This is a genomic window from Acidovorax sp. 107 (assembly GCF_003058055.1).
Lineage (GTDB): Bacteria > Pseudomonadota > Gammaproteobacteria > Burkholderiales > Burkholderiaceae_C > Acidovorax.
The window spans coordinates 1,335,232-1,356,459 of sequence record NZ_QBTZ01000001.1 but is presented as its reverse complement, the minus strand read 5'-3'; the positions used below and the strand labels follow the sequence as shown (position 1 = coordinate 1,356,459).

Genomic DNA, 21,228 nt, shown 5'->3' with positions numbered 1-21,228 from the left:
GTCGGTCGCTCCCTGTGGACATCATCAAACCCGCAGACGGGCGCCCGTGCGCTGCGTCAGCTGCGTGATCACGGATTGCATTGCCGCGTCGATTTCAGCCTCGGTGAGCGTGGCCTCGTCGCGCCCCAGAGTCAGGCGCACGGCCAGACTCTTCTCGCCGGGTGCCAAGCCCCCTGCGGGAGCCTCTTCACCCGCACGCAGCGCCTTTGGCCGGTATACGTCAAACAGGACCGCAGAGCGCAGCATGCCGCCTGGAACCGCCTGCTCGACCGCACCCACGATGTCCGCATGCGTCACACGCTCGGCCACCACCACAGCCAGGTCGCGCTCGACAGCTTGGTGTTTGGTCACAGGCTTGAACTGGGGCACCACACGCTGCAGCACCGCGTCAAGCTCCAGCTCGAACATCACTGGGGCGAGCGGCAAATCCCACGACTGGCGCCACTGCGGGTGCAACTCGCCCACGAAACCAATGGCGCGCCCGTCGATCAGCACGCGTGCACAGCGGCCGGGATGCATGGCGGAATGGCTGCCGGGCTCGAACGTCGCCCGCAAAGGTGCCAGCAGTGCTTCCACGTCGCCTTTCACATCGAAGAAATCGATGACTTGGTCCTTGCGCCCCCACTGGAGCATGTCGTTCGGACCGTAGGCCAGGCCGGACACGCGCATGGGCTGGTGAAAGCCGTCCACCGTGGTGTCGGTATTGCGCACACGGCCATCGCGCAGGAACACGCGGCCCAGTTCAAAAATACGCACCCGCTCGGCCTTGCGGTCGAGGTTAAACTTCAAAACTTGTAGCAGAGAACCCAACAAGGTCGAGCGCATTACGCTCATCTGGCTGGCAATCGGGTTCAGCAGCTTGATGGGCTGCGGATTGGCGGCCAGCCCATGCTCCCACCGCTCTTCCACAAAGCTGAAGTTGATCGTTTCCTGGTAGCCCAGCGCTGCCAGCGAACGGCGTACCGCAAACGGGCTGCGTGTAGCCTCCAGCGCCAGCTTGGGCGTGATGGGGGCCAAAGGCGGCGTAGTCGGCAGGTTGTTGTAGCCGATCATGCGGGCGACCTCTTCAATCAGGTCCTCCTCAATGGTGATGTCAAAACGGAACGAGGGCGGCGTGACCGTGAGCATGCCATCGCCCTGCACCACCGGCAGACCCAGGCGCTGCAAGGCGTCTGCGCACTGCACCTGCGTCAGCGGCATACCGATGACCTTGGCAGCGCGCGCCACGCGCAGCGTGACGGACTGCGATGCAGGCAGGTTCACTGCCTGATCATCCATGGGACCGCAAGCTGTGTCTGGCGTACCGCAGATGTCGATGACAAGCTGGGTGATGCGCTCGATGTGCTCCACCGTGAGGCTCGGGTCCACGCCACGCTCAAAGCGGTGACCGGCATCCGTCGAAAAGTTGAACCGACGCGAGCGGCCCGCCACTGCCTTGGGCCACCAGAAGGCGGCCTCGATGTAGATATGCTGGGTATCGTCAGACACCGCCGTCGCGTCACCGCCCATGATGCCCGCCAGTGATTCGACCTGGCTGTCATCCGCGATCACACCCACCTTGTCGTCCACCGTAATGGTGTTGCCATTGAGCAGCTTGAGCTGCTCTCCCGACTTGCCCCAGCGCACATCCAGTCCGCCACGGATCTTGTCCAGATCGAAAATGTGCGAAGGGCGGCCCAGTTCGAACATCACGTAATTGGAGATGTCCACCAGCGGCGACACGCCACGCTGGCCGCAACGGGCCAGGCGGTCCAGCATCCACTGGGGCGTGGCGGCCCGCGTATTCACGTGGCGCACGATGCGGCCGGAGAAACGCCCGCACAGGTCGGGCGCGCTCACCCTGACCGACAGCTTGTCGGACAGCTTTGCGGCCACTACAGGAAACGATGGCTGCTGCAGCGGCACGCCGGTCAGCGCGGACACTTCACGCGCGATGCCATAGACGCTCAGGCAATGCGCCAGATTGGGCGTGAGCTTGAGCGTGAACAGCGTGTCGTCGAGGTTCAGGTGGGTGCGGATGTCTTGGCCCACGGGCGCGGCAGCGTCGAGCTCCAGCAGCCCACCATGGTCTTCCGACAGCTTGAGCTCACGGGCCGAGCACAACATGCCCTGGCTCTCCACCCCGCGCAGCTTGCCCACCTTGATGAGAAACGGCTTGCCATCGTCACCCGGAGGCAGTTCGGCGCCCACCAACGCGCAAGGCACCTTGATGCCTACGCGTGCATTGGGCGCACCGCACACGATGTTGAGCAAGGCGCCCTGTCCCACGTCCACTTGGCACACGCGCAGGCGGTCGGCGTCGGGGTGCTGCACCGCCTCCTTGATCTCACCCACCACGATCTTGGTGAACGGCGGGGCCACAGGGCGCAGCTCTTCCACCTCAAGGCCTGCCATGGTCAGCGTTTCAGCCAGCTCGGCCGTCGTCAAAGGGGGGTTGCAAAACTCACGCAACCAGGATTCAGGAAATTGCATAGTCGGACACTCTTGTTCGAAAGGGGCGGAGCGCGGCCACCAGGCACGCGCGCGGCGCGAAATCGGTGGGCTTTACTGGAACTGCGACAGGAAACGGATGTCGCCATCAAAGAACAGGCGCAGGTCGTTGACGCCATAACGCAGCATGGTCAGGCGGTCTGGCCCCATGCCGAACGCAAAGCCGATGTACTTCTCGGGGTCGAGGCCCATGTTGCGCACCACGTTGGGGTGCACCTGGCCTGAGCCGGCCACCTCCAGCCAACGACCAGCCAGCGGGCCCGTCTGGAATTGGATGTCGATCTCGGCGCTGGGCTCCGTGAACGGGAAAAAGCTGGGACGGAAGCGCAACACGAGATCGTCGCTTTCAAAGAAAGTGCGGCAGAAATCCGTGAAGATGACCTTCAGATCCTTGAAGCTCACGTTCTCACCGATCCACAGGCCTTCGCACTGGTGGAACATGGGCGAGTGCGTGGCGTCGCTGTCCACACGGTAGGTGCGGCCGGGGGCGATCACGCGGATCTCGGGCATCGACTGACCGGCATCCAGTGCGGCGCGGTGCTTCTTCACGTGCTGCACCGCATGGCGGATTTGCATGGGGCTGGTGTGGGTGCGCAGCAGGTTGGGGGCGGTGGCAGTGCCGCCCTCCACGTAAAACGTGTCATGCATGGAGCGCGCGGGGTGGTCTTCCGGCGTATTCAATGCGGTGAAATTGAACCAGTCGGTTTCGATCTCCGGACCTTCGGCGACGTCAAAGCCCATGGAACCGAAGATGCCCTGGATGCGTTCAAGCGTGAGCGACACCGGGTGCAAGCCACCCTGCCCGCGCTGGCGGCCTGGCAGGCTCACGTCCAGTGCTTCGGCCTTGAGCTGCAATTGAAGTTCGGCATCGGCCAGCGCCTGGCGGCGCGCAGTCAGCGCGGCCTCAATGGCCTGCTTGGCCACATTGATGGCTGCACCGCGGGATTTCTTTTCCTCGACGGACAGCTGCGCCATGCCCTTCATCAGCTCGGTCACGCGACCCGACTTGCCCAGAAACTGCGCCTTGGCGTTTTCGAGGTCAGCGGGGGTTGCGCTTTGGGCAAACAGTTGCGTCGCGCTCTCGACCAGGGAATCCAACTCGTTCATATCGACTCTTGAAAATGAACAAGGGCTAGTGCCTTTTCAAGCCCTAGCCCTTGCTGTTATTGCGCAAGCAGCTATCAGAACGATAGCCGCTCATCGTGAACTCAAGCAGCCAGCTTGGCCTTGACTTGCTCCACGATGCTGCCAAAGGCAGCCTTGTCGTGCACTGCGAGGTCGGCCAGCATCTTGCGGTCGATCTCGATGGATGCCTTCTTCAGGCCGTTGGCGAACTGGCTGTAGGTCAGGCCCAGTTCACGGGCAGCGGCGTTGATACGGGCGATCCACAACTGGCGGAACACGCGCTTCTTGGTGCGGCGGTCACGGTAGGCATATTGCCCAGCCTTCATTACCGCCTGTTTGGCGATACGGAAGACGTTACCGCGGCGACCACGGAAACCCTTGGCAAGGGCGAGAACTTTCTTGTGACGGGCACGGGCCGTTACACCACGTTTGACGCGAGGCATGTATGTACTCCTTGTTCGTCGTTAATTACAGGCCAGCACCGGGCAGCATTTGTGCGATCGAGCCCATGTTGGTCTCATGCACAGCAACTGCACCACGCAGGTGGCGCTTGTTCTTGGTGGTCTTCTTGGTCAAGATGTGACGCTTGAAGGCTTGACCGCGCTTGACGGTGCCACCGGGACGAACGCGGAAACGTTTTTTCGCGCTGCTCTTGGTCTTCATTTTGGGCATGTGAATGCTCCTTTTCGTTGTGCTCGTGAGGCGTTTGCAAACCGATCTGCAAACTTGTTGGCCCCGAGCCACTTTTATCGAAGGGCTCGCGCCCTTCTCTCGGCAATGCTCGAAAGCACTACCTTTTCGAGCACTCCCCCCTCGCGGGCGCAGTGCTCAAACTCTGCAACTACCTGACAGATCAGGCCGCCGCGCCCGCTGCCGGCGCAGCGCCTTCAGCCGCGGGCTTGGCCGCCGGCTTCTTCTTGCCAGGCGCAATCATCATGATCATCTGGCGGCCTTCCAGCTTTGGAAACTGTTCGATGATGATGCTGTCTGCCAACTCGTCGCGAATCCGGTTCAGCAAAGCCAAGCCGAGTTCCTGGTGCGTGATTTCGCGACCGCGGAACCGCAGCGTGATCTTGCACTTGTCGCCATCCGCCAGAAAGCGGCGGATATTGCGCATCTTGATGTTGTAGTCGCCATCGTCCGTACCGGGACGGAACTTGACTTCCTTGATCTCAATGACCGTCTGCTTGGCTTTGGCTTCTGCCGCACGCTTTTGCTCTTGGTACTTGAACTTGCCGTAGTCCATGAGACGGCATACCGGAGGGTTTGCCGTGGCGGCGATTTCCACCAGATCCACGTCCAACTCACCAGCCATGCGCAAGGCCTCCATGAGGCTGACAACACCCAGAGGCTCGTTGTCAGGCCCGGACAGGCGGACTTCCGGGGCCATGATTTCACGGTTCAGGCGGTGCTTGCGCTCTTCCCGGTGGCGACGATCACGAAATTCAGTAGCGATGGCTATCTTCCTTGAATCAAATTGCTACAAATAAAGTAGCTACATCCGCACAGACCGCGAGCGGCAAAGCAGTTTTTGTGTTCAAAATCAGGCTTTGGTAGCGATGTCGTTAGCGATCAATTCAATGAACGCATCCACCGACATCACGCCGAGGTCACGATTGCCTCGGGCTCGTACTGCAACGGCTCCCGCCGCCTTTTCCTTATCGCCTGCGACGAGGATGTAGGGCAGCTTTTGCATCGAATGCTCCCGTATTTTATACGTAATCTTCTCGTTACGCAGATCCAGGGCCACCCTAAGGCCTTGATTGGGCAGCGCTTTTTGCAGTTTTGCTGCGATTTCACGACAGTAATCGGACTGCGCATCCGTGATGTTGAGCACAGAAACCTGTACGGGAGCAAGCCAGGTGGGCAAGGCGCCCGCATGCTGCTCGATCAGAATTCCGATGAAGCGCTCAAGGCTACCCACGATGGCACGGTGCAGCATGATGGGTCGATGGCGGTCGCCATCTTCGCCCACAAACTCTGCATCCAGGCGCTCTGGCATGTTGGGGTCGACCTGGATCGTTCCGCATTGCCATGGGCGACCCAGCGCGTCCTTGAGCGTGTACTCGATCTTGGGGCCGTAGAACGCGCCTTCGCCAGGCAGGTATTCAAACTCGCAACCGGACGCCCGCAGGCCCTCAGCCAAGGCGTTTTCGGCGCGGTCCCAGCTTTCCTCACTGCCAATACGCTTCTCTGGCCGGGTGGACAGCTTGTAGATGATGTGTGTGAATCCAAAGTCTTTGTAGACCTTCTGCAGTAACGTGGTGAAGGCCACCACTTCCGACTGAATCTGGTCTTCGGTACAGAAAATATGGCCATCGTCCTGCGTGAACGCGCGCACGCGCATGATGCCGTGCAGCCCCCCGGTGGGCTCATTGCGATGGCACTGGCCGAATTCGCCAAAACGCAGCGGCAGGTCGCGATAGCTCTTGATGCCTTGCTTGAAGATGATGATGTGCCCGGGGCAGTTCATCGGCTTGAGCGCGTAGTCACGCTTCTCCGATTCCGTGACAAACATGTTCTCGCGGTATTTGTCCCAGTGGCCGGTTTTCTCCCACAGGCCCTGATCCAGGATTTGCGGCCCCTTGACCTCTTGGTAGCCGTTGTCGCGGTACACACGGCGCATGTACTGCTCCACTTCCTGCCACACCGTCCAGCCCTTAGGGTGCCAGAAGACCGTGCCAGGCGAATGCTCGTCGATATGGAACAGATCCAGCTCGCGACCCAGCTTGCGGTGATCGCGCTTCTCTGCCTCCTCCAGCATCGTGAGGTACTGCTGCAACTCGTCCTTGGTCGCCCAGGCCGTGCCGTACACCCGCTGCAGCATCTCATTGCGGTGGTCGCCACGCCAATAGGCGCCCGCCACCTTCATCAGCTTGAAGAACTTGAGCTTGCCCGTGCTGGGCACGTGGGGGCCGCGGCACAGGTCTTCGAAATTGCCTTCGCGGTACAGGCTCACGTCTTCATTGCTGGGAATGCTCGCAATGATTTCTGCCTTGTAGTGCTCACCCAGACCCTTGAAGTACGCCACCGCCTCATCACGCGGCAACACACGGCGCACCACAGGCTCATCCTTGGCCGCCAATTCGGCCATGCGCTTTTCGATGGCCACCAGGTCCTCAGGCGTGAAGGGGCGCTTGTAGGCAAAGTCGTAATAGAAGCCGTTTTCGATCACCGGACCGATGGTGACCTGCGCGTCAGGAAACAGCTCCTTGACCGCGTACGCCAGCAAGTGGGCAGTGGAGTGCCGGATCACGTCCAGGCCATCTGCATCCTTGGCCGTCACGATGGACAGCGGACTGTCGGCCGTGATCTGGTAGCTGGTGTCCACCACCTTGTCACTGATCTTGCCCGCCAAGGCAGCTTTGGCCAGACCAGAGCCAATGGAGGCGGCTACTTCGGCCACCGTGACAGGGCCTGGAAACTCGCGTTGCGAACCGTCGGGAAGCGTGATGTGAATCATGGGAGTAACTCTTTCTTTGCAATCAGTGCATTGGATACGGGCACGCGCCAGGCCCCGGAAACAAAAAAGCGCGGAACAGGTCCGCGCTTTTTGGAGGTGTGTGCAATCTCGTGCAGGCGCGAACAGCCAGCCTCAGAGGCCGGCCAACATCTCCGATGTAGTTCGCGGTGTCATAACCAGATTGCCTTTCTCGCTCTTGTGCAGTGAATTTCTATGGATTTTAACCCCAGCACCCAGAAAAAAAGCCCGAAGCAGATGCTTCGGGCTTTCGTCGAGTGCATTTGGCGCCACAACAAAGCGGCGCCGAGCCCCGCAGATCAGTGGAACTGCTCTTCTTCGGTCGAACCCGTCAGGGCCTTCACGGAGGACGAACCGCCCTGGATCACCGTGGTCACGTCGTCGAAGTAGCCTGCGCCCACTTCTTGTTGGTGCGACACGAAGGTGTAGCCCTTTTCGCGTGCTGCGAATTCTGGCTCTTGCACCATCTCGGTGTAGTGCTTCATGCCTTCGCCTTGGGCGTATGCATGGGCGAACTGGAAGGTGTTGAACCAGTTGATGTGGATGCCGGCCAGCGTGATGAACTGGTACTTGTAGCCCAGAGCGGACAGGTCTTCCTGGAACGATGCGATCTGCTTGTCGTTCAGGTTCTTCTTCCAGTTAAACGATGGCGAGCAGTTGTAGGACAGCAGCTTGCCGGGGCACGCAGCGTGCACGGCCTGAGCGAATTCACGAGCAAATCCGATGTCTGGCACGCCGGTTTCGCACCACACCAGATCGGCGTAAGGAGCGTAGGCCACGCCACGGCTGATGGCTTGCTCCAGGCCGTTCTTCACGCGGTAGAAGCCTTCTTGCGTGCGCTCGCCGGTCAGGAAAGGCTTGTCGTTGGCGTCGTGGTCGGACGTGATCAGGTTGGCGGCTTCGGCATCGGTGCGGGCCAGCACGATGGTGGACACGCCCATCACGTCGGCAGCGAAACGTGCGGAGATCAGTTTTTCGCAGGCTTCTTGCGTAGGCACCAGCACCTTGCCACCCATGTGACCGCACTTCTTCACGGCAGCCAGTTGGTCTTCGAAGTGAACACCGGCAGCGCCCGAAGCGATCATGTTCTTCATCAGCTCGAACGCGTTCAGCACGCCGCCGAAACCAGCTTCTGCGTCAGCCACGATAGGCAGAAAGTAGTCGATGAATTCCTTGTCGCCGGGGTTGATGCCACGACCCCACTGGATTTCGTCAGCGCGCTTGAAGGTGTTGTTGATGCGGCGGACCATGGTGGGCACCGAGTCGTAGGCGTACAGCGACTGGTCGGGGTACATGGTTTCGCTGGTGTTGCCGTCGGCGGCGACTTGCCAGCCCGACAGGTACACGGCTTCGAGGCCAGCCTTGGCTTGCTGCATGGCCTGACCGGCAGAGATGGCGCCGAAGGCGTTGACGTAGCCCTTCTTGGCGCCGCCGTTGATCTTGTCCCACAGCTTTTCAGCGCCGCGTTTGGCCAGGGTGTGCTCGATGGGCAACGAGCCGCGCAGGCGCACCACGTCGGCAGCGGAGTAGCCGCGCTTCACACCCTTCCAGCGGGGGTTCTGTGCCCAGTCTTTTTCCAGGGCGGCAATTTGCTGTTCGCGGCTCAGTTGTTCGTTGAGAGATTGGGGCATGAGATCACTCCAGGGGTTGGTTGAAAACGCCGGGCTGCTGTGTGCCGCCCTTGACGACAACTTTAAGTCTTCTATAAGACTTGCGCAAGCTCTTATGTCTTATAGAAGAGATAAATTTTCTTCTTTCAAAACAACCACTTAAGCACGCGATTTCTCAATACAGAAATTGATTTCTCATATCGAGAAAAATTGCGGCAATGCAACATCTATCGCATTCCACATAAAGAAATTTAACTTTCGTATTGTGAGAATTCAGGCGGGTGTAGCGCCAACTGCCCTGAGCCAGTCACCGTGCTCGATCCGGCGTGCGCCCTGCGCATATCGGGGATGGATCTCGTACACCAGACAAGACAGCGCTTGGCCCTCCACCGTCACCACAATTTCGCGCTTGCAGTACTCATCGGTCGGGTGATCCCCGCCCAGTCCTTCAATAACATCCAGCACCACCTCCAGCGCAGGCTCGATGGCGTACACCTCGCCATGCACCGGCCGGTCGCCACCCAGGGTCATGCCGGGGTAAGCCCCCAGGTGGAACAGCATCCCTGCAACTTGCGCAAACCCCACCCAGCGCGGTGCAGGCAACAAGCGCGTGATGTCGTTCGACCCACCACGGCGCAAGGTGCCGTACACAAACACATGGCGCGGGACGGCCGCTGGCAAAGAAGGCTCGGGCATGATGCGCAGTCTTTTTTGTTTGAACAGCGTCCCAGTCTAGTGAATACGCCCCCGCCCAGCCGCCCTTTCGCCTATCTGTGCCTAGCCCTCAGCATGTCGCTGGTGGGCAGCTATGTGGCGCTGTCCAAACCGCTGGCGGCCGTGCTGCCCGTTCTCTTGCTCGCCTGGATGCGCTTTGGCATCGGGGGCATCGCCATGCTGCACTGGCTCAAGAAGCCCGACAACGAGCCGCCACTGACACCGCAGACCCGACGGCTGCTGTTCCTGGAGTCCTTTCTGGGCAACTTTCTGTTCACCATCTGCATGATCTATGGCGTGAGCCTGACCGATGCGGTTTCAGCAGGCGTCACCATGGCGGCCATTCCCGCGGCTGTGGCGTTGATGGGCTGGGCATTTTTAGGGGAGCGGGTGGCGCCCCGCACCTGGATGGCAGTGCTTTGCGCAGTGGTGGGCATCGCCCTGTTTTCGCTATCAAAACCAGAGCACGCGGCGCATATGGAACCGGCACTGGGAGCCAAAAACACTGAAAACCAGGCCTGGTGGGGCCAAATTCTGCTGCTGGGGGCGGTGATTTGTGAGGCCGCCTACACGGTGATCGGCAAGAAGCTCACCGGTAGCCTGGGGCCCAAGCGCATCACCTCGCTCATCAACCTGTGGGGCTTTGTGCTGACGACACCGTTCGGCCTGTATCTGGCGCTGGACTTTCCGTTTGCCTCGGTGGGCTGGGGCACCTGGCTCCTGCTGCTGTTCTATGCACTAGCGGCCTGCATGTGGACCGTGTGGTTGTGGATGACCGGACTCAAGGCCGTGCCCGCAGCGCAGGGCGGCGTCTTCTCGGTCATGCTGCCCGTGAGTGCAGCGCTGGTGGGCGTGCTGTTTTTGGGCGAGGCATTGACGGGCATGCAACTGGTTGCCTTTGCCATCGCCCTGGCCAGCGTGTTGCTGGCCACCCTGCCCTCGCGCGCGGCAGTGCGCGTGGGGCGGCGGCGTGGCAACGCCGGCTGACCTGCCGCCCCGCCAACCACCTCTCAGCGGCTCGCCATGGAGACTCGATGGGGCGAGAGAAGGCCGGGTTCAGCCGTGCAGGGGCTGCGCACTGACCACGATGCCATCGGCATCGGCATACAGCCAGTCGCCAGGGCGCACAGGCACGCCCTGAATCAACACAGTCACGTCGCGCTGCCCCTCGCCACGGCGCTCGGTGGGCAAGGGCATCAGCGCCAGGGCGCGGATGCCCACGGCTTCTGCGTTCAGCTCGGCCACGTCGCGCACGCAGCCGTCCACCACAATACCGGCCCAACCATTGCGGGCCGCTGCCGCCGCGAGGTTGCCGCCCACCAGGGCCCGGCGCAGCGAACCGCCGCCATCCACCACCAGCACCCGACCCTCGCCGGGAGACTCGACGGCCGCCTTCACCTGGGTGTTGTCCTCGTGGCATTTGACGGTGGCGACGGGGCCAGCGAACGAGGCAACGCCACCGAAGTGCTGGAACACCGGGGGCAGCACGCGGAACGCGCCGCTGATGTCGCCCTTGTGGACGTCACAAAAGTCGCAGGTGGCAAACGCCGAGAGGGAGGGAAGCGAAGCTGCAGCCATTCCAAGATCCTTTCATTTCAGTCAACCAGACAGGTCCATAGTCCAGCCTGCCACAGTGGCAGGTGCACATACAAGCACGCCAGACACCTAACGACCGGCCCATGGGTGCACCCAACAGCAGGCGCATCGCGTTCGTTCTGCGGCAAATCGGTTTTGAAGGATTGTCATGCAGCCACGGTCACTCCCGTCGCGAAGCTATCGCAGCCCCCCGAACGTTCTCCCACGCATTGCACCTGAAACCCGTCCATCGACGGCGCCTTTGTCAAGCCTGGCGCGCCTTGGCGGCCCATTGCTGCACGCTGCGCGGCGCCACCGCTACAAATCGAGGCAAAAAAAGCCGTTTCTCCCTTGGAAACGCGTTTTTTTCCCATTAGCATCAGCCTGCCAGTGGGAAAGCGTCGTTTTCGCTGGTAAAAATTCATTCCCAACAAGGACAACCCAACATGGCAACTGCAAAAAAAGCTCCGGCAACCACAGCCCCAGCAGCCAAGAAGGCCGCTGCACCCGCCAAGAAGCGGACCCCCAACGCCGCATTCATGAAGGCGCTCACGCCCAGCCCCGCGCTGGCCGCTGTGGTGGGCTCGGCACCTCTGCCGCGCACGGAGATCATCAGCAAGCTGTGGGTCTACATCAAGGCCAACAACCTGCAGGACGCCACCAACAAGCGCAACATCAACGCCGATGCCAAGCTCAAGGAGCTGTTCGGCAAGCCCCAGGTCTCCATGTTTGAACTGGCTGGCCTGATCGGCAAGCACGTCAAGTAAGCCCTGGCGCTTTGCGACCCGCGTCGCACCCCTAAAAGAACCGGCTCTGCCGGTTTTTTTACGCCCCTACCCTGCCGAAGTGTGGCGCGCTCGCATCAATGCAAATGAGAATGACCCGCATTTGATGTAACATAAAGCTGCACGACGACGCACAGCCATGTTGATCTAGCCACTGCCTCTCGCCTGCTCTTGGTGCCCCTGCGCGCCACCTGCACACCCCTATTGACGGAGGCCCTCTTGGCTAAATCTCGCGCCCAGCGCCGCAGCGGCATGCTGCGTTCTTCTCCCGCATTTGTTGTTTCTCCCACTGCTGTGCCCTCGCAAGCCGCACAGTCCGACAGGGCCCTGCTGCCGCTGGGCGCGCTGATGCTGGCTGCCTCGATGGGCGCCATGGCACAGACCAGCACGCCAGAAACCACCTTGTCTACCGTGACGGTGAAGGAAACCGCCGAAGTCCAGGGCAAGGACACCCTGCTCATCAAGAAGACCACCGTGGGCAAGGGCAAGCAGGACATCAAGGACATCCCCCAGTCCGTGACGGTGTTCACCGAAAAGCTGATGAACGACCGCAACCAGGACGACTTCCGCGAAGTGCTGCGCACCACGGCGGGCGTGACCTTCCAGTCCGGCGAGACCGGTGAAGAAGATGTGCGCCTGCGCGGCTTCTCACTGGGCCTGGCGGGCGACATCTATGTGGACGGCATGAAGGACGCCCCGCTGATCGAGCGCGACACCTTCAACAACGACCGTATCGAAGTGCTCAAGGGCTCGGCCTCCATGCTGTTCGGCAAGGGCTCGACCGGCGGCGTGGTCAACCAGGTCAACAAGTACCCGCTGCTGATCGACCAGCACGAAGCAGCCTACACGCTGGGCACCGGCAAGTACCACCGCGCCACCGGCGACTTCAACTGGGTGACGGGCGAAAACGCCGCCTTCCGCCTGAACGCGATGGTGCAGGAGTACGACAACTACGGCGCCAAGCAGGACAAGCGCGGCATTGCGCCCACGTTTGCCTGGGGCATCGGCACGCGCGATGAGTTCTCCATCGGCCTGTACTACCTCGAATCCAAGGGCCGCCCGCTCTACAACCACCCCTGGCGCCTCTTGGCCGACGGCAAGATCAACATGCCACTGGAAGCCGGCAAGTACTACGGCCTGGCCAGCGACCACAACGACACCACGTCGCAATACGTCACGCTGGGCCACATCCACCGCTTTGACGACAACGGCGAGCTGACCACGCGCCTGCGCTACGGCAAGTACGAGCGCGACCTGCTGGCCAGCACCATTGGCTTCCAGAACAGCGCCATCACGCTCGACCAGATCAACAGCAACACCGTGCTGACCCGTGGCTCCAAGGGCCGTGTGGGCGAGAGCAATGTGCTGCAGGTGCAAAGCGATTACAACAACACCTACACCTGGGGTGGCCGCAAGCACGCCGTGCTGACTGGCGTGGACTATTACGACGACGACGCCAAGCGCAACCAGAACTACGCCAACACCACCACACGCCCCACCACCACCGTGGGCACGCCCAACGATGGCGCCTGGGTGGCCGACGGCCGTGCGCCGGTGCAGTGGAACACGTTCACGTCGCGCAACCTGGGCCTGTACTTCCAGGACACCGTGTCGCTGACCGAGACGCTCAAGCTCGTCGGAGGCCTGCGCTACGACAACTTCCGCGCCGCGTACCACAACGCCGCAGGCAGCCTGAGCAACTCGCGCTCCGACAGCCTGTTCAGCCCCCGCCTGGGCATGATCTTCCAGCCTGACGAGCTGACCTCGTACTACGTGTCGTACGGCACTTCGTACAACACCTCGGGCGACACCTACCAGTTTGGCAACCCTGGCACCACCACGGCGCGCGCCGCCAACACCGACCCAGAAAAGAGCCGCAACATCGAAGTCGGTGGCAAGTTTGAGCTGTTCGAGCGCCGCGCCCTGCTGGGTGTGGCCGCCTTCTACAGCCAGAAATACAACGAGCGCAACACCGACCCCGACACCGCTGCTGCGCAGGAACTGCTCTCGGGCAAGCGCCACGCCACCGGCATGGAGTTCAACCTGGCGGGCCGCCTGACGCCGAAGTGGGAACTGTTCTTCAACCACACCTGGATCCCGTCGGCCAAGATCGACAAGAGCAACGTGGTGCTGGCCTCCAACGGCGGCGGCGCACAGGTGCAGGGTGACCGTCCCGGCCTCACGCCCAAGCACAGCGGCAGCGTGTGGAGCACCTACGCCGTCACATCCAAGCTGCGTGTGGGCGCCGGCCTGACGTACCGCGCCAAGCAGAACCCCGAAGGCTCGCGTGCCGTGTACGCCAGCGGCTTTGCGGTGGTAGACGCCATGGCCGAGTACTCGTTTGACGACAAGACCTCGCTGAAGCTGAACGTGAGCAACCTGTTCGACCGCACGTACGCCGAAGGCCTGTACCGCGGCTTCTACACGCCCGGCGCTCCCCGCGCTGTGCAGCTGACGCTGAAGACACGCTTCTGACGCACCTCTGAAGTCCCTCGAATGAACCGGCCCCGGCACCGCCCGGGGCCGGTTCACAATGGCTCCATGTTCCTGCACATCCAAGACGTTCTCACCGCCGACGAGGTCGCGTTCTTCCGGCAAAAGCTCTGGGCGGCCGACGCACCCTGGGTGGACGGCGCCCGCAGCGCGGGCGGCCAGGCGGTGCACCAGAAAAACAACCTGCAACTGGCACAGGCCAGCGAGCTGTCCGCGCAGCTCCAGGGTTTGGTCAAGGCCGCGTTGAATCGCAACGCCCTCTTCTTTTCGGCCGCGCTGCCGCGCCGCATCTACAACCCGCTGTTCAACAAGTACGGTGATGGCGCCAACTACTATGGCAACCATGTGGACAGCGCCGTCATGCACTCGCGCGCCGACAACTGCTGGGTACGCAGCGACCTGTCGTGCACGCTGTTCCTCACGCCACCCGGCGACTACGACGGCGGCGAACTGGTGATTGCGGAAGCCCTGGGCGAGAAGCGCATCAAGCTGCCAGCGGGCGACATGATCCTGTACCCCAGCAGCACCGTGCACCAAGTCGCGCCGGTCACACGCGGCCACCGCGTGAGCAGCTTCTTCTGGGTGGAAAGCATGGTGCGCGGACTGGAGCAGCGGCAGTTGCTGTTCGACATGGACATGGCCCTGCTCAAGCTGCGCCAGACGCACGGCGACACCGACCCGTCGGCCATCGCGCTGTCGGGCACGTACCACAACCTGCTGCGCATGTGGGCCGATGTGTGAGGCACCGCAGGCCCCCTCTCCCACGGCAGCGACCTTGGGTATGAGATGACCGGCACAATACTATTATTTTTATAGCATCCAGCGCATGATCCACTAGCGCTAGGTGCTATTTTTGTTTGTATGCCCCAACTTCCTGCACGCCACACCATCCCCCCGGGCCTGGTCACCCTGGCCGACCACGAGCAGCACGCGCGCACGCAGCTGGACGACAACGCCTGGGCCTACTTCAGCGGCGGCGCAGCCGACGAGATCAGCCTGCGCGCCAACCGCAGCGCCTGGGACGCCCTGCCCCTGTGGCCCCGCGTGCTGCGGTCGCTGGCGGGTGGGCACACCCGCGTGCCGCTGCTGGGCCGCACGCTGGCGCACCCCATCCTGCTCGCCCCCGTGGCCTTCCAGCGCCTGGCGCACCCCGATGGCGAACTGGCCATGGCCTACGCGGCGGCGGCGCTGGGTGCGGGCGTGGTGCTCAGCACCCAGGCCAGCGTGGTGCTCGAAGCCGTTGCCGAGGCCGTGCAGCCCGACACGGGGCGCGGCCCGCTGTGGTTCCAGCTCTATCTGCAGCACGACCGGGGCTTTACCCAGGCGCTGGTACAGCGGGCCGAGGCAGCGGGCTACGAGGCCCTCGTGCTGACGGTGGATGCACCCGCCAGCGGCGTGCGCGACCGCGAACGGCGCGCGGGCTTTCGGCTGCCGCCCGGCGTGGGCCCGGTCAACCTGGCGGGCCTGCAGGCACCCGTCTCTTCCCCCTTGAGCCCCGGCCAGAGCGCATTGTTCGACGGCCTGCTCCACCATGCGCCCACGTGGGACGACATAGCGTGGCTGCAGTCCATCACCCGGCTGCCAGTGCTGCTCAAGGGCGTGCTGCACCCCGCCGACGCGCGCCAGGCCGTGTCGGTGGGCGCGGCGGGCCTCATCGTGTCCAACCACGGCGGGCGCACGCTCGACTCGGCCCCCGCCACCGCCACCGCCCTGCCTCGCGTGGTGCAGGCCGTGGGCGGCGCGGTACCGGTGCTGGTGGACGGCGGCATCCGGCGCGGCACCGACGTGCTCAAGGCCATGGCGCTGGGCGCATCGGCCGTGCTGGTGGGTCGCCCTGCCGTGTGGGGCCTGGCCAATGCAGGGGCGGCGGGCGTGGCCCACGTGCTGCGCCTGCTGCGCGACGAGCTGGAAGTCGCCATGGCGCTGACCGGCTGCGCCACGCTGGCAGAGGCCGCACCTGCGCTGCTGGAGGGGCAGGACGGGGCCCCATCGGGCAGAGGGTGAGCCCGGGGTATCGGCAACCCGCCAGAGGCAGGTGTCACCTTCCCCCTGTCGGCAGGAATGATTTATTGCAAATGCGATAGATTCGTATTTATAATCTCAATCATCCTTTCAACAGCCAGCCACACTGCCTGCCGCCATGATCGTCTGTGTTTGCCGCCGGGTTTCGGACCGTGAGATTGCCCGCCATGCCCGTGCCGGCATGAGCTTCGATGAGATCCAGTTCGAGCTGGGCGTGGCCACCCAATGCGGATGCTGCGAAAGCTGCGCCCGCGACGTGGTGGCGCAGTGCAGTGCTTCGCAACCGGTAGCCGCCTTGCGCAACGACGCGGCGCCACAGGCGATCCAGCTTGCCAGCTCCATCCTGGAAAGCAAGTCATGGAACTCCTCTCAACCCTCGCAGGCAGCCTGATCCTGGTCGCAGGATCGGCTTGGTGGATCTTTCGCAAATAATCCGGGTTTACCCGGCAACGTCGGCCCTATGCTTTGGGTCGGCGTTGCCCTTCCTTTCTTTTTATGTCTCACCCTGATCGTTTCGCCCCCCCAGGCGGTGTGAGCCGCAATGCCGTGATCGTCGGCTCCGTGGTGGCGCTGCATGTGGCGGGCATCTGGGCCCTGCAATCCGGCCTGGTGCGCAAGGCGGCAGAGGTGATCGTGCCGGCCGAGCTGCTCAGCGAATTCATCGCACCACCCGCCCCGCCCAAGGTCACCCCACCGCCACCGGCCCCTCCTCCACCGCCCAAGCCCGCCCCCAAGGCCGCGCCCCGCCCGGCCCCGATGCCGGTGGCCATTGCCGACCCCACGCCGGCGCCCAATGCCCCCACGGGCATCACCACGCCCCAGCCGCCCGCGCCGCCCATTGAGGCGCCCGTGGCGCCCCCGGCCCCCGCGCCTGCGCCACCGGCACCCCCTGCACCGCCCAAGATCGAGCTGCCGTCCAGCGACGCGGCCTATCTCAACAACCCCAAGCCCAGCTACCCCGCCATCAGCAAACGCATGGGCGAGCAAGGCAAGGTGGTGCTGCGGGTGCTCATCGGCACCGACGGCGTGCCGCAGAAGGTCGAGGTCAACAAGTCCAGCGGCTTTGACCGGCTGGACCGCCAGGCCCAGGACGCCGTGATGCGCTGGCGCTTTGTGCCCGGCAAACGCAACGGCGTGCCCGAGGCCATGTGGAACCTCGTCCCCGTCAACTTTGTTCTCGAATAAACCAATCACCGCTCAGGGAGTTTTCATGGAATCGCAATTCGGCATCGCCAACGTCTGGATCCAGGGTGACTTTGTCACCCGCGCCGTCGCCATCCTGCTGCTGGCCATGTCGCTGGCCTCGTGGATCGTCATCCTCATCAAGGCGCTGGACATCATCAAGTTCAAGAAACACGCCCGCGCCGCCCAGGACTTCTGGCACAGCGAAGACTTTGCCGCTGGCCTGACCAAGCTGGGCGCCGACCCGACCAACCCCTTCCGCCACCTGGCGCTGGAGGGCCGCGAAGCCACCGCCCACCACCGCAATACCAAGGCCCATCTGCACGACAGCCTGGACGTGAGCGACTGGGTGACCCGCTGCCTGCGCAACTGCATCGACGAGTTCACCGCCCGCCTGTCCTCGGGACTGGCCATCCTGGCGTCGGTGGGCTCCACCGCCCCGTTCATCGGCCTGTTTGGCACCGTGTGGGGCATCTACCATGCGCTGCTGGCCATCGGCACATCGGGCCAATCCACCATCGACAAGGTGGCCGGCCCCATCGGCGAGGCGCTGATCATGACCGCCCTGGGCCTGGCCGTGGCCATCCCGGCGGTGCTGGGCTACAACGCGCTGGTGCGCGGCAACAAGTCCATCCTGAACGGCCTGAACAGCTTTGCCCATGACCTGCACGCCTACTTTGTGACCGGCGCCCGCGTGAACGCTGGCGAGCCGGGCAAGGTACTACCCATGAAGAAAGGCAGCTAAGCCATGGCCTTTGGAACCCAAGACGACACCGATGACGTGATGAACGAGATCAACATGACGCCCCTGGTGGACGTCATGCTGGTGCTGCTCATCATCTTCATCATCACGGTGCCGGTGATGAAACACGCGGTGAACGTGGACCTGCCCCGCGCCACCAACCAGCCCGAGAACGTCAAACCCGAAACCGTGCGCCTGTCGGTGTCGGCCGATGGCAAGTTCTTCTGGAACGAATCGCAGGTGTCCGAAGAAGAACTCTTCCCCCGCCTGCAAGCCGAGGCCGCCAAGGAGCCCCAGCCGGACCTGCACATCCGTGGCGATAAGAACGTGCGCTACGAATTCGTGGCTCAAGCCATGGCCGCCGCGCAGCGCGCGGGGGTGCGCAAGATCGGGTTTGTGACGGACCCACAAGGGCAGTAAAGGCACGGCGACAGCTACCTGCAACCCCCTGCGCGTCCTGTCAGCCTACCCATGAGGGACGCGCTAGCGGACGCCAAAGAGGTTTGACGTTTGCAGCGGGCTCATCGCCTGCTTACCCGGTGCCCGCAGCGCACAAAGCCCCGGCCTTGCGCGTGATGCAGGCCAGACCCAGGAACAAAAAGAAACACACCGTTCGCTTGACTTGTAATTGCGAATCGTTATCATTAGCAAAACGCACTGCAATGACCCAGGAAACCTCCATGCAAGCCTCCCTGACCTCCGCCCCGCTCCGCCGCATCGCGCCTGCTGATATCGCTGGCGCCTCGGTATCCGGCGAGGCACCGTCGCCCGGCGCACATAGCGCCACCGCCGCGCTGGACAGCAGCGTACTGCTGCAAGGCCACAAGACAGTTGCCATCAGCCACAACGGATCGGTGTACCGCCTGCAGGCCACCAAGCTGGGCAAGCTCATCCTGACCAAATAGTTTCATCGTGGGGCGACTCCCGGGCTTGCAACAAGCTCGCAAGGGTCGTTTTTGCCAGCCAACGGGTTTGCTCCCGCGTAGCCAGGCTTTTTTTGCTGCCCCCGACCCCACCAACAAAAAACCGGCCCACAGGCCGGTTTTTTTATGCTTTCAATGAGTTTTGAAGCGTTTTCAGCCTCATGCGCTAGTTGAATATGCGCTTACAGCTATCAAAATGAGAGCAACTGTAATTCCTGCCGGGAGCACCCGAATCAGAGGCCCAGGGCTGCAATGCCCGCGCGGGCGATCTGCGCATCTTCGGTGGACTTTACGCCGCTCACGCCCACGGCACCCAGGCACTGGCCGTCCTTCATGATCGGCACGCCGCCCTCGAGCAGGCCGTCGATGGTGGGCGCGCTCAGGAAGGCCGTGCGGCCACCATTGACGATGTCCTCATAGACCTTGCTTTCGCGGCGGCCCAGAGCGGCCGTGCGGGCCTTGGAAGGCGCGATGTGCGACGACACCGCTGCTGCACCGTCCAGGCGCTGCAGCCACAGCAGGTGGCCGCCATCGTCCACGACGGCGATGGTCACAGCCCAGTTGTTCTTGAGCGCTTCGGCTTCGGCGGCAGCGGCAACGGCCTTGACGTCGGCCAGTTCGAGTTCGTGCTTGGTTTTCATGGAGAGATCCGAAAGATGGGGAGGAAGCCGGGCCAAACAGGCCGACCCGGCACACAAAGAGGACTGAGCATACCGGCATCCCCCGCGCCGTTGCCCCCAGCCAGGGTGAAAGTATCCTTACCAAAAGTAGGCGACCGGATGCGGTCATTGGAAAGCAAAAAAGCGTCACCATCTAGAATTTGTCGTGTCTGCGTCGTGCAGGCCAACAAGGAGAGACACAAGATGAATGACCAAGTCACCACCCTGGGCCACTCTGCGGGCTATGGCATCTCGCAGGAAGAGCGCCACAAGGTGCTTCGCAATACGTATTGGCTGCTGGCCCTGAGCATGATCCCCACGGTGCTGGGCGCCTGGATCGGCGTGGCCACCGGCATCACCCGCTCGCTGACGGGCGGCCTGGGCCTGATCGTGTTCCTGGGCGGCGCGTTCGGCTTCATGTTCGCCATCGAAAAGACCAAGCGCTCGGCCGCTGGCGTGCCAGTGCTGCTGGCCTTCACGTTCTTCATGGGCCTGATGCTGTCGCGCATGATCGGCATGGTGCTGGGCTTCAAGAACGGCACCGATCTCATCATGACGGCCTTCGCCGGCACGGCCGGTGTGTTCTTCGTGATGGCCAGCCTGGCCAGCGTCATCAAGCGTGACCTGTCGGGCATGGGCAAGTGGCTGATGGTGGGCGCGCTGGTGCTCATGGTCGGCGGCATCATCAACGTGTTCGTGGGCTCCGGCGTGGGCATGATGGTCATCTCGATGCTGGCCATCGGCATCTTCAGCGCCTACATGCTGTACGACCTGAAGCAGATCCTGGACGGCGGCGAAACCAACTACATCAGCGCCACGCTGGCCCTGTACCTGGACATCTTCAATGTGTTCCAGAGCCTGCTGGCCCTGCTGGGCATCATGGGCGGCGAGCGCGACTGAGCCCTGCCAGTCCCTTGACCTCCATCAAAAGGCTCCCTCGGGAGCCTTTTTTGTGGGCCCCGCCCCTGGATCAGGCCTCAATAGCGCGGCCAGTGTGCCGATAATGCAAGTACATGTATCCAAAAAGCCCCTCCACCGCATTGCGCCTGATGGTTCTGGCGGGCCTGCTGCTGCTTGCGGGCTGCGACAAGATCCCGGGACTCGGCCCTGACCCCCGCGTGGCGCAACGCGACTCTGAGGCCAAGGCCATTGGCGGTGCCTGCCGCCACGCACTGCGGGGACTGGAAGACTGCTACACCCTCAACCCCAAGGCCTCCAAGGCGTCGGTGTTTGCAGGCTGGAAGGACATGGACGCCTACATGCGTGAGAACAAGATCGAGGGCACGCCCTCGGTGCTGGGCAAGGTGGAAAAGCCCGAACGCAGTGAACGCGCGACCGACATCGAAACCGAACCCCGCGACCCCGCCGCCAGCCGCAACCGCAGCTGACGTGACGCCCGGGGGACGATGGGACGGGACGGAGGGCTG

General features: G+C 62.8%; 22 protein-coding genes. 12 read left to right on the top strand and 10 right to left on the bottom strand.

The features are described from left to right. Positions 1 to 24: 24 nt before the first annotated feature. From pheT to C8C99_RS06400, 8 genes are all read right to left on the bottom strand, one after another. A complete protein-coding gene (gene pheT / locus C8C99_RS06435; protein ID WP_108625270.1) occupies positions 25 to 2,472 on the bottom strand; it encodes a phenylalanine--tRNA ligase subunit beta in 2,448 nt (815 codons plus the stop codon). Between the two features lie 72 nt (positions 2,473 to 2,544). Then, the gene (pheS, locus tag C8C99_RS06430; RefSeq protein WP_056645537.1) at positions 2,545 to 3,597 is read right to left on the bottom strand and encodes a phenylalanine--tRNA ligase subunit alpha; all 1,053 of its coding nucleotides are present in this window, start codon (positions 3,595 to 3,597) and stop codon (positions 2,545 to 2,547) included. A gap of 101 nt (positions 3,598 to 3,698) precedes the next feature. Further along, entirely contained in the window at positions 3,699 to 4,058 is a 360-nt protein-coding gene (gene rplT / locus C8C99_RS06425; RefSeq protein ID WP_005795139.1) for a 50S ribosomal protein L20, read from the bottom strand. Between the two features lie 25 nt (positions 4,059 to 4,083). After that, the gene (rpmI, locus tag C8C99_RS06420) at positions 4,084 to 4,287 is read right to left on the bottom strand and encodes a 50S ribosomal protein L35 (protein ID WP_056645539.1); all 204 of its coding nucleotides are present in this window, start codon (positions 4,285 to 4,287) and stop codon (positions 4,084 to 4,086) included. A 181-nt stretch (positions 4,288 to 4,468) separates the two neighbouring features. After that, positions 4,469 to 5,077: a translation initiation factor IF-3 gene (gene infC / locus C8C99_RS06415; protein ID WP_082576925.1), complete on the bottom strand. Its 609-nt coding sequence runs from the start codon at positions 5,075 to 5,077 to the stop codon at positions 4,469 to 4,471. A gap of 81 nt (positions 5,078 to 5,158) precedes the next feature. Then, positions 5,159 to 7,078 carry a threonine--tRNA ligase gene (gene thrS, locus C8C99_RS06410; RefSeq protein WP_056645545.1) on the bottom strand — a complete coding sequence of 640 codons (1,920 nt, stop codon included), beginning with the start codon at positions 7,076 to 7,078 and terminating at the stop codon, positions 5,159 to 5,161. Between the two features lie 317 nt (positions 7,079 to 7,395). Next, positions 7,396 to 8,727 carry an isocitrate lyase gene (gene aceA / locus C8C99_RS06405; RefSeq protein ID WP_056645589.1) on the bottom strand — a complete coding sequence of 444 codons (1,332 nt, stop codon included), beginning with the start codon at positions 8,725 to 8,727 and terminating at the stop codon, positions 7,396 to 7,398. A gap of 252 nt (positions 8,728 to 8,979) precedes the next feature. Beyond that, complete coding sequence (locus tag C8C99_RS06400) at positions 8,980 to 9,402, bottom strand: gamma-glutamylcyclotransferase (protein ID WP_056645984.1); 423 nt, start codon at positions 9,400 to 9,402, stop codon at positions 8,980 to 8,982. A 93-nt stretch (positions 9,403 to 9,495) separates the two neighbouring features. On the opposite strand from C8C99_RS06400, the gene C8C99_RS06395 reads away from it, so the two are divergent. After that, entirely contained in the window at positions 9,496 to 10,407 is a 912-nt protein-coding gene (locus C8C99_RS06395) for a DMT family transporter (protein ID WP_233247317.1), read from the top strand. 69 nt (positions 10,408 to 10,476) lie between these two features. On the opposite strand, the gene rraA is transcribed toward C8C99_RS06395, so the two are convergent. Continuing rightward, complete coding sequence (gene rraA / locus C8C99_RS06390) at positions 10,477 to 10,998, bottom strand: ribonuclease E activity regulator RraA (RefSeq protein WP_056645595.1); 522 nt, start codon at positions 10,996 to 10,998, stop codon at positions 10,477 to 10,479. Positions 10,999 to 11,441: 443 nt separating this feature from the next. On the opposite strand from rraA, the gene C8C99_RS06385 reads away from it, so the two are divergent. The 9 genes from C8C99_RS06385 (at position 11,442) to hemP (ending at position 19,124) form a co-directional block, all read left to right on the top strand. Continuing rightward, complete coding sequence (locus C8C99_RS06385) at positions 11,442 to 11,762, top strand: SWIB/MDM2 domain-containing protein (RefSeq protein WP_015014555.1); 321 nt, start codon at positions 11,442 to 11,444, stop codon at positions 11,760 to 11,762. A 270-nt stretch (positions 11,763 to 12,032) separates the two neighbouring features. Then, positions 12,033 to 14,255, top strand: a complete 2,223-nt coding sequence (locus C8C99_RS06380) for a TonB-dependent siderophore receptor (RefSeq protein WP_108625269.1) — start codon at positions 12,033 to 12,035, stop codon at positions 14,253 to 14,255. A gap of 66 nt (positions 14,256 to 14,321) precedes the next feature. Next, on the top strand, positions 14,322 to 15,014 hold the full coding sequence (locus C8C99_RS06375; protein ID WP_108625268.1) for a Fe2+-dependent dioxygenase: 693 nt from the start codon (positions 14,322 to 14,324) through the stop codon (positions 15,012 to 15,014). A gap of 120 nt (positions 15,015 to 15,134) precedes the next feature. Then, positions 15,135 to 16,277, top strand: a complete 1,143-nt coding sequence (locus tag C8C99_RS06370) for an alpha-hydroxy acid oxidase (RefSeq protein WP_108625267.1) — start codon at positions 15,135 to 15,137, stop codon at positions 16,275 to 16,277. 136 nt (positions 16,278 to 16,413) lie between these two features. After that, a complete protein-coding gene (locus C8C99_RS06365) occupies positions 16,414 to 16,686 on the top strand; it encodes a bacterioferritin-associated ferredoxin (protein WP_015014559.1) in 273 nt (90 codons plus the stop codon). Between the two features lie 104 nt (positions 16,687 to 16,790). Further along, positions 16,791 to 17,480 carry an energy transducer TonB gene (locus C8C99_RS06360; RefSeq protein ID WP_056063828.1) on the top strand — a complete coding sequence of 230 codons (690 nt, stop codon included), beginning with the start codon at positions 16,791 to 16,793 and terminating at the stop codon, positions 17,478 to 17,480. 25 nt (positions 17,481 to 17,505) lie between these two features. Continuing rightward, a complete protein-coding gene (locus C8C99_RS06355; RefSeq protein ID WP_015014561.1) occupies positions 17,506 to 18,222 on the top strand; it encodes a MotA/TolQ/ExbB proton channel family protein in 717 nt (238 codons plus the stop codon). 3 nt (positions 18,223 to 18,225) lie between these two features. After that, on the top strand, positions 18,226 to 18,639 hold the full coding sequence (locus tag C8C99_RS06350; RefSeq protein WP_015014562.1) for a biopolymer transporter ExbD: 414 nt from the start codon (positions 18,226 to 18,228) through the stop codon (positions 18,637 to 18,639). A 260-nt stretch (positions 18,640 to 18,899) separates the two neighbouring features. Continuing rightward, positions 18,900 to 19,124, top strand: a complete 225-nt coding sequence (gene hemP / locus C8C99_RS06345) for a hemin uptake protein HemP (RefSeq protein WP_199226339.1) — start codon at positions 18,900 to 18,902, stop codon at positions 19,122 to 19,124. Positions 19,125 to 19,375: 251 nt separating this feature from the next. On the opposite strand, the gene C8C99_RS06340 is transcribed toward hemP, so the two are convergent. Continuing rightward, a complete protein-coding gene (locus C8C99_RS06340) occupies positions 19,376 to 19,783 on the bottom strand; it encodes a heme-binding protein (RefSeq protein WP_108625265.1) in 408 nt (135 codons plus the stop codon). Between the two features lie 222 nt (positions 19,784 to 20,005). On the opposite strand from C8C99_RS06340, the gene C8C99_RS06335 reads away from it, so the two are divergent. After that, complete coding sequence (locus C8C99_RS06335; protein ID WP_015014565.1) at positions 20,006 to 20,701, top strand: Bax inhibitor-1/YccA family protein; 696 nt, start codon at positions 20,006 to 20,008, stop codon at positions 20,699 to 20,701. Between the two features lie 113 nt (positions 20,702 to 20,814). Beyond that, positions 20,815 to 21,189, top strand: coding sequence for a hypothetical protein (locus C8C99_RS06330; RefSeq protein ID WP_108625264.1), 375 nt, complete (start codon positions 20,815 to 20,817; stop codon positions 21,187 to 21,189). Positions 21,190 to 21,228 lie beyond the last annotated feature (39 nt).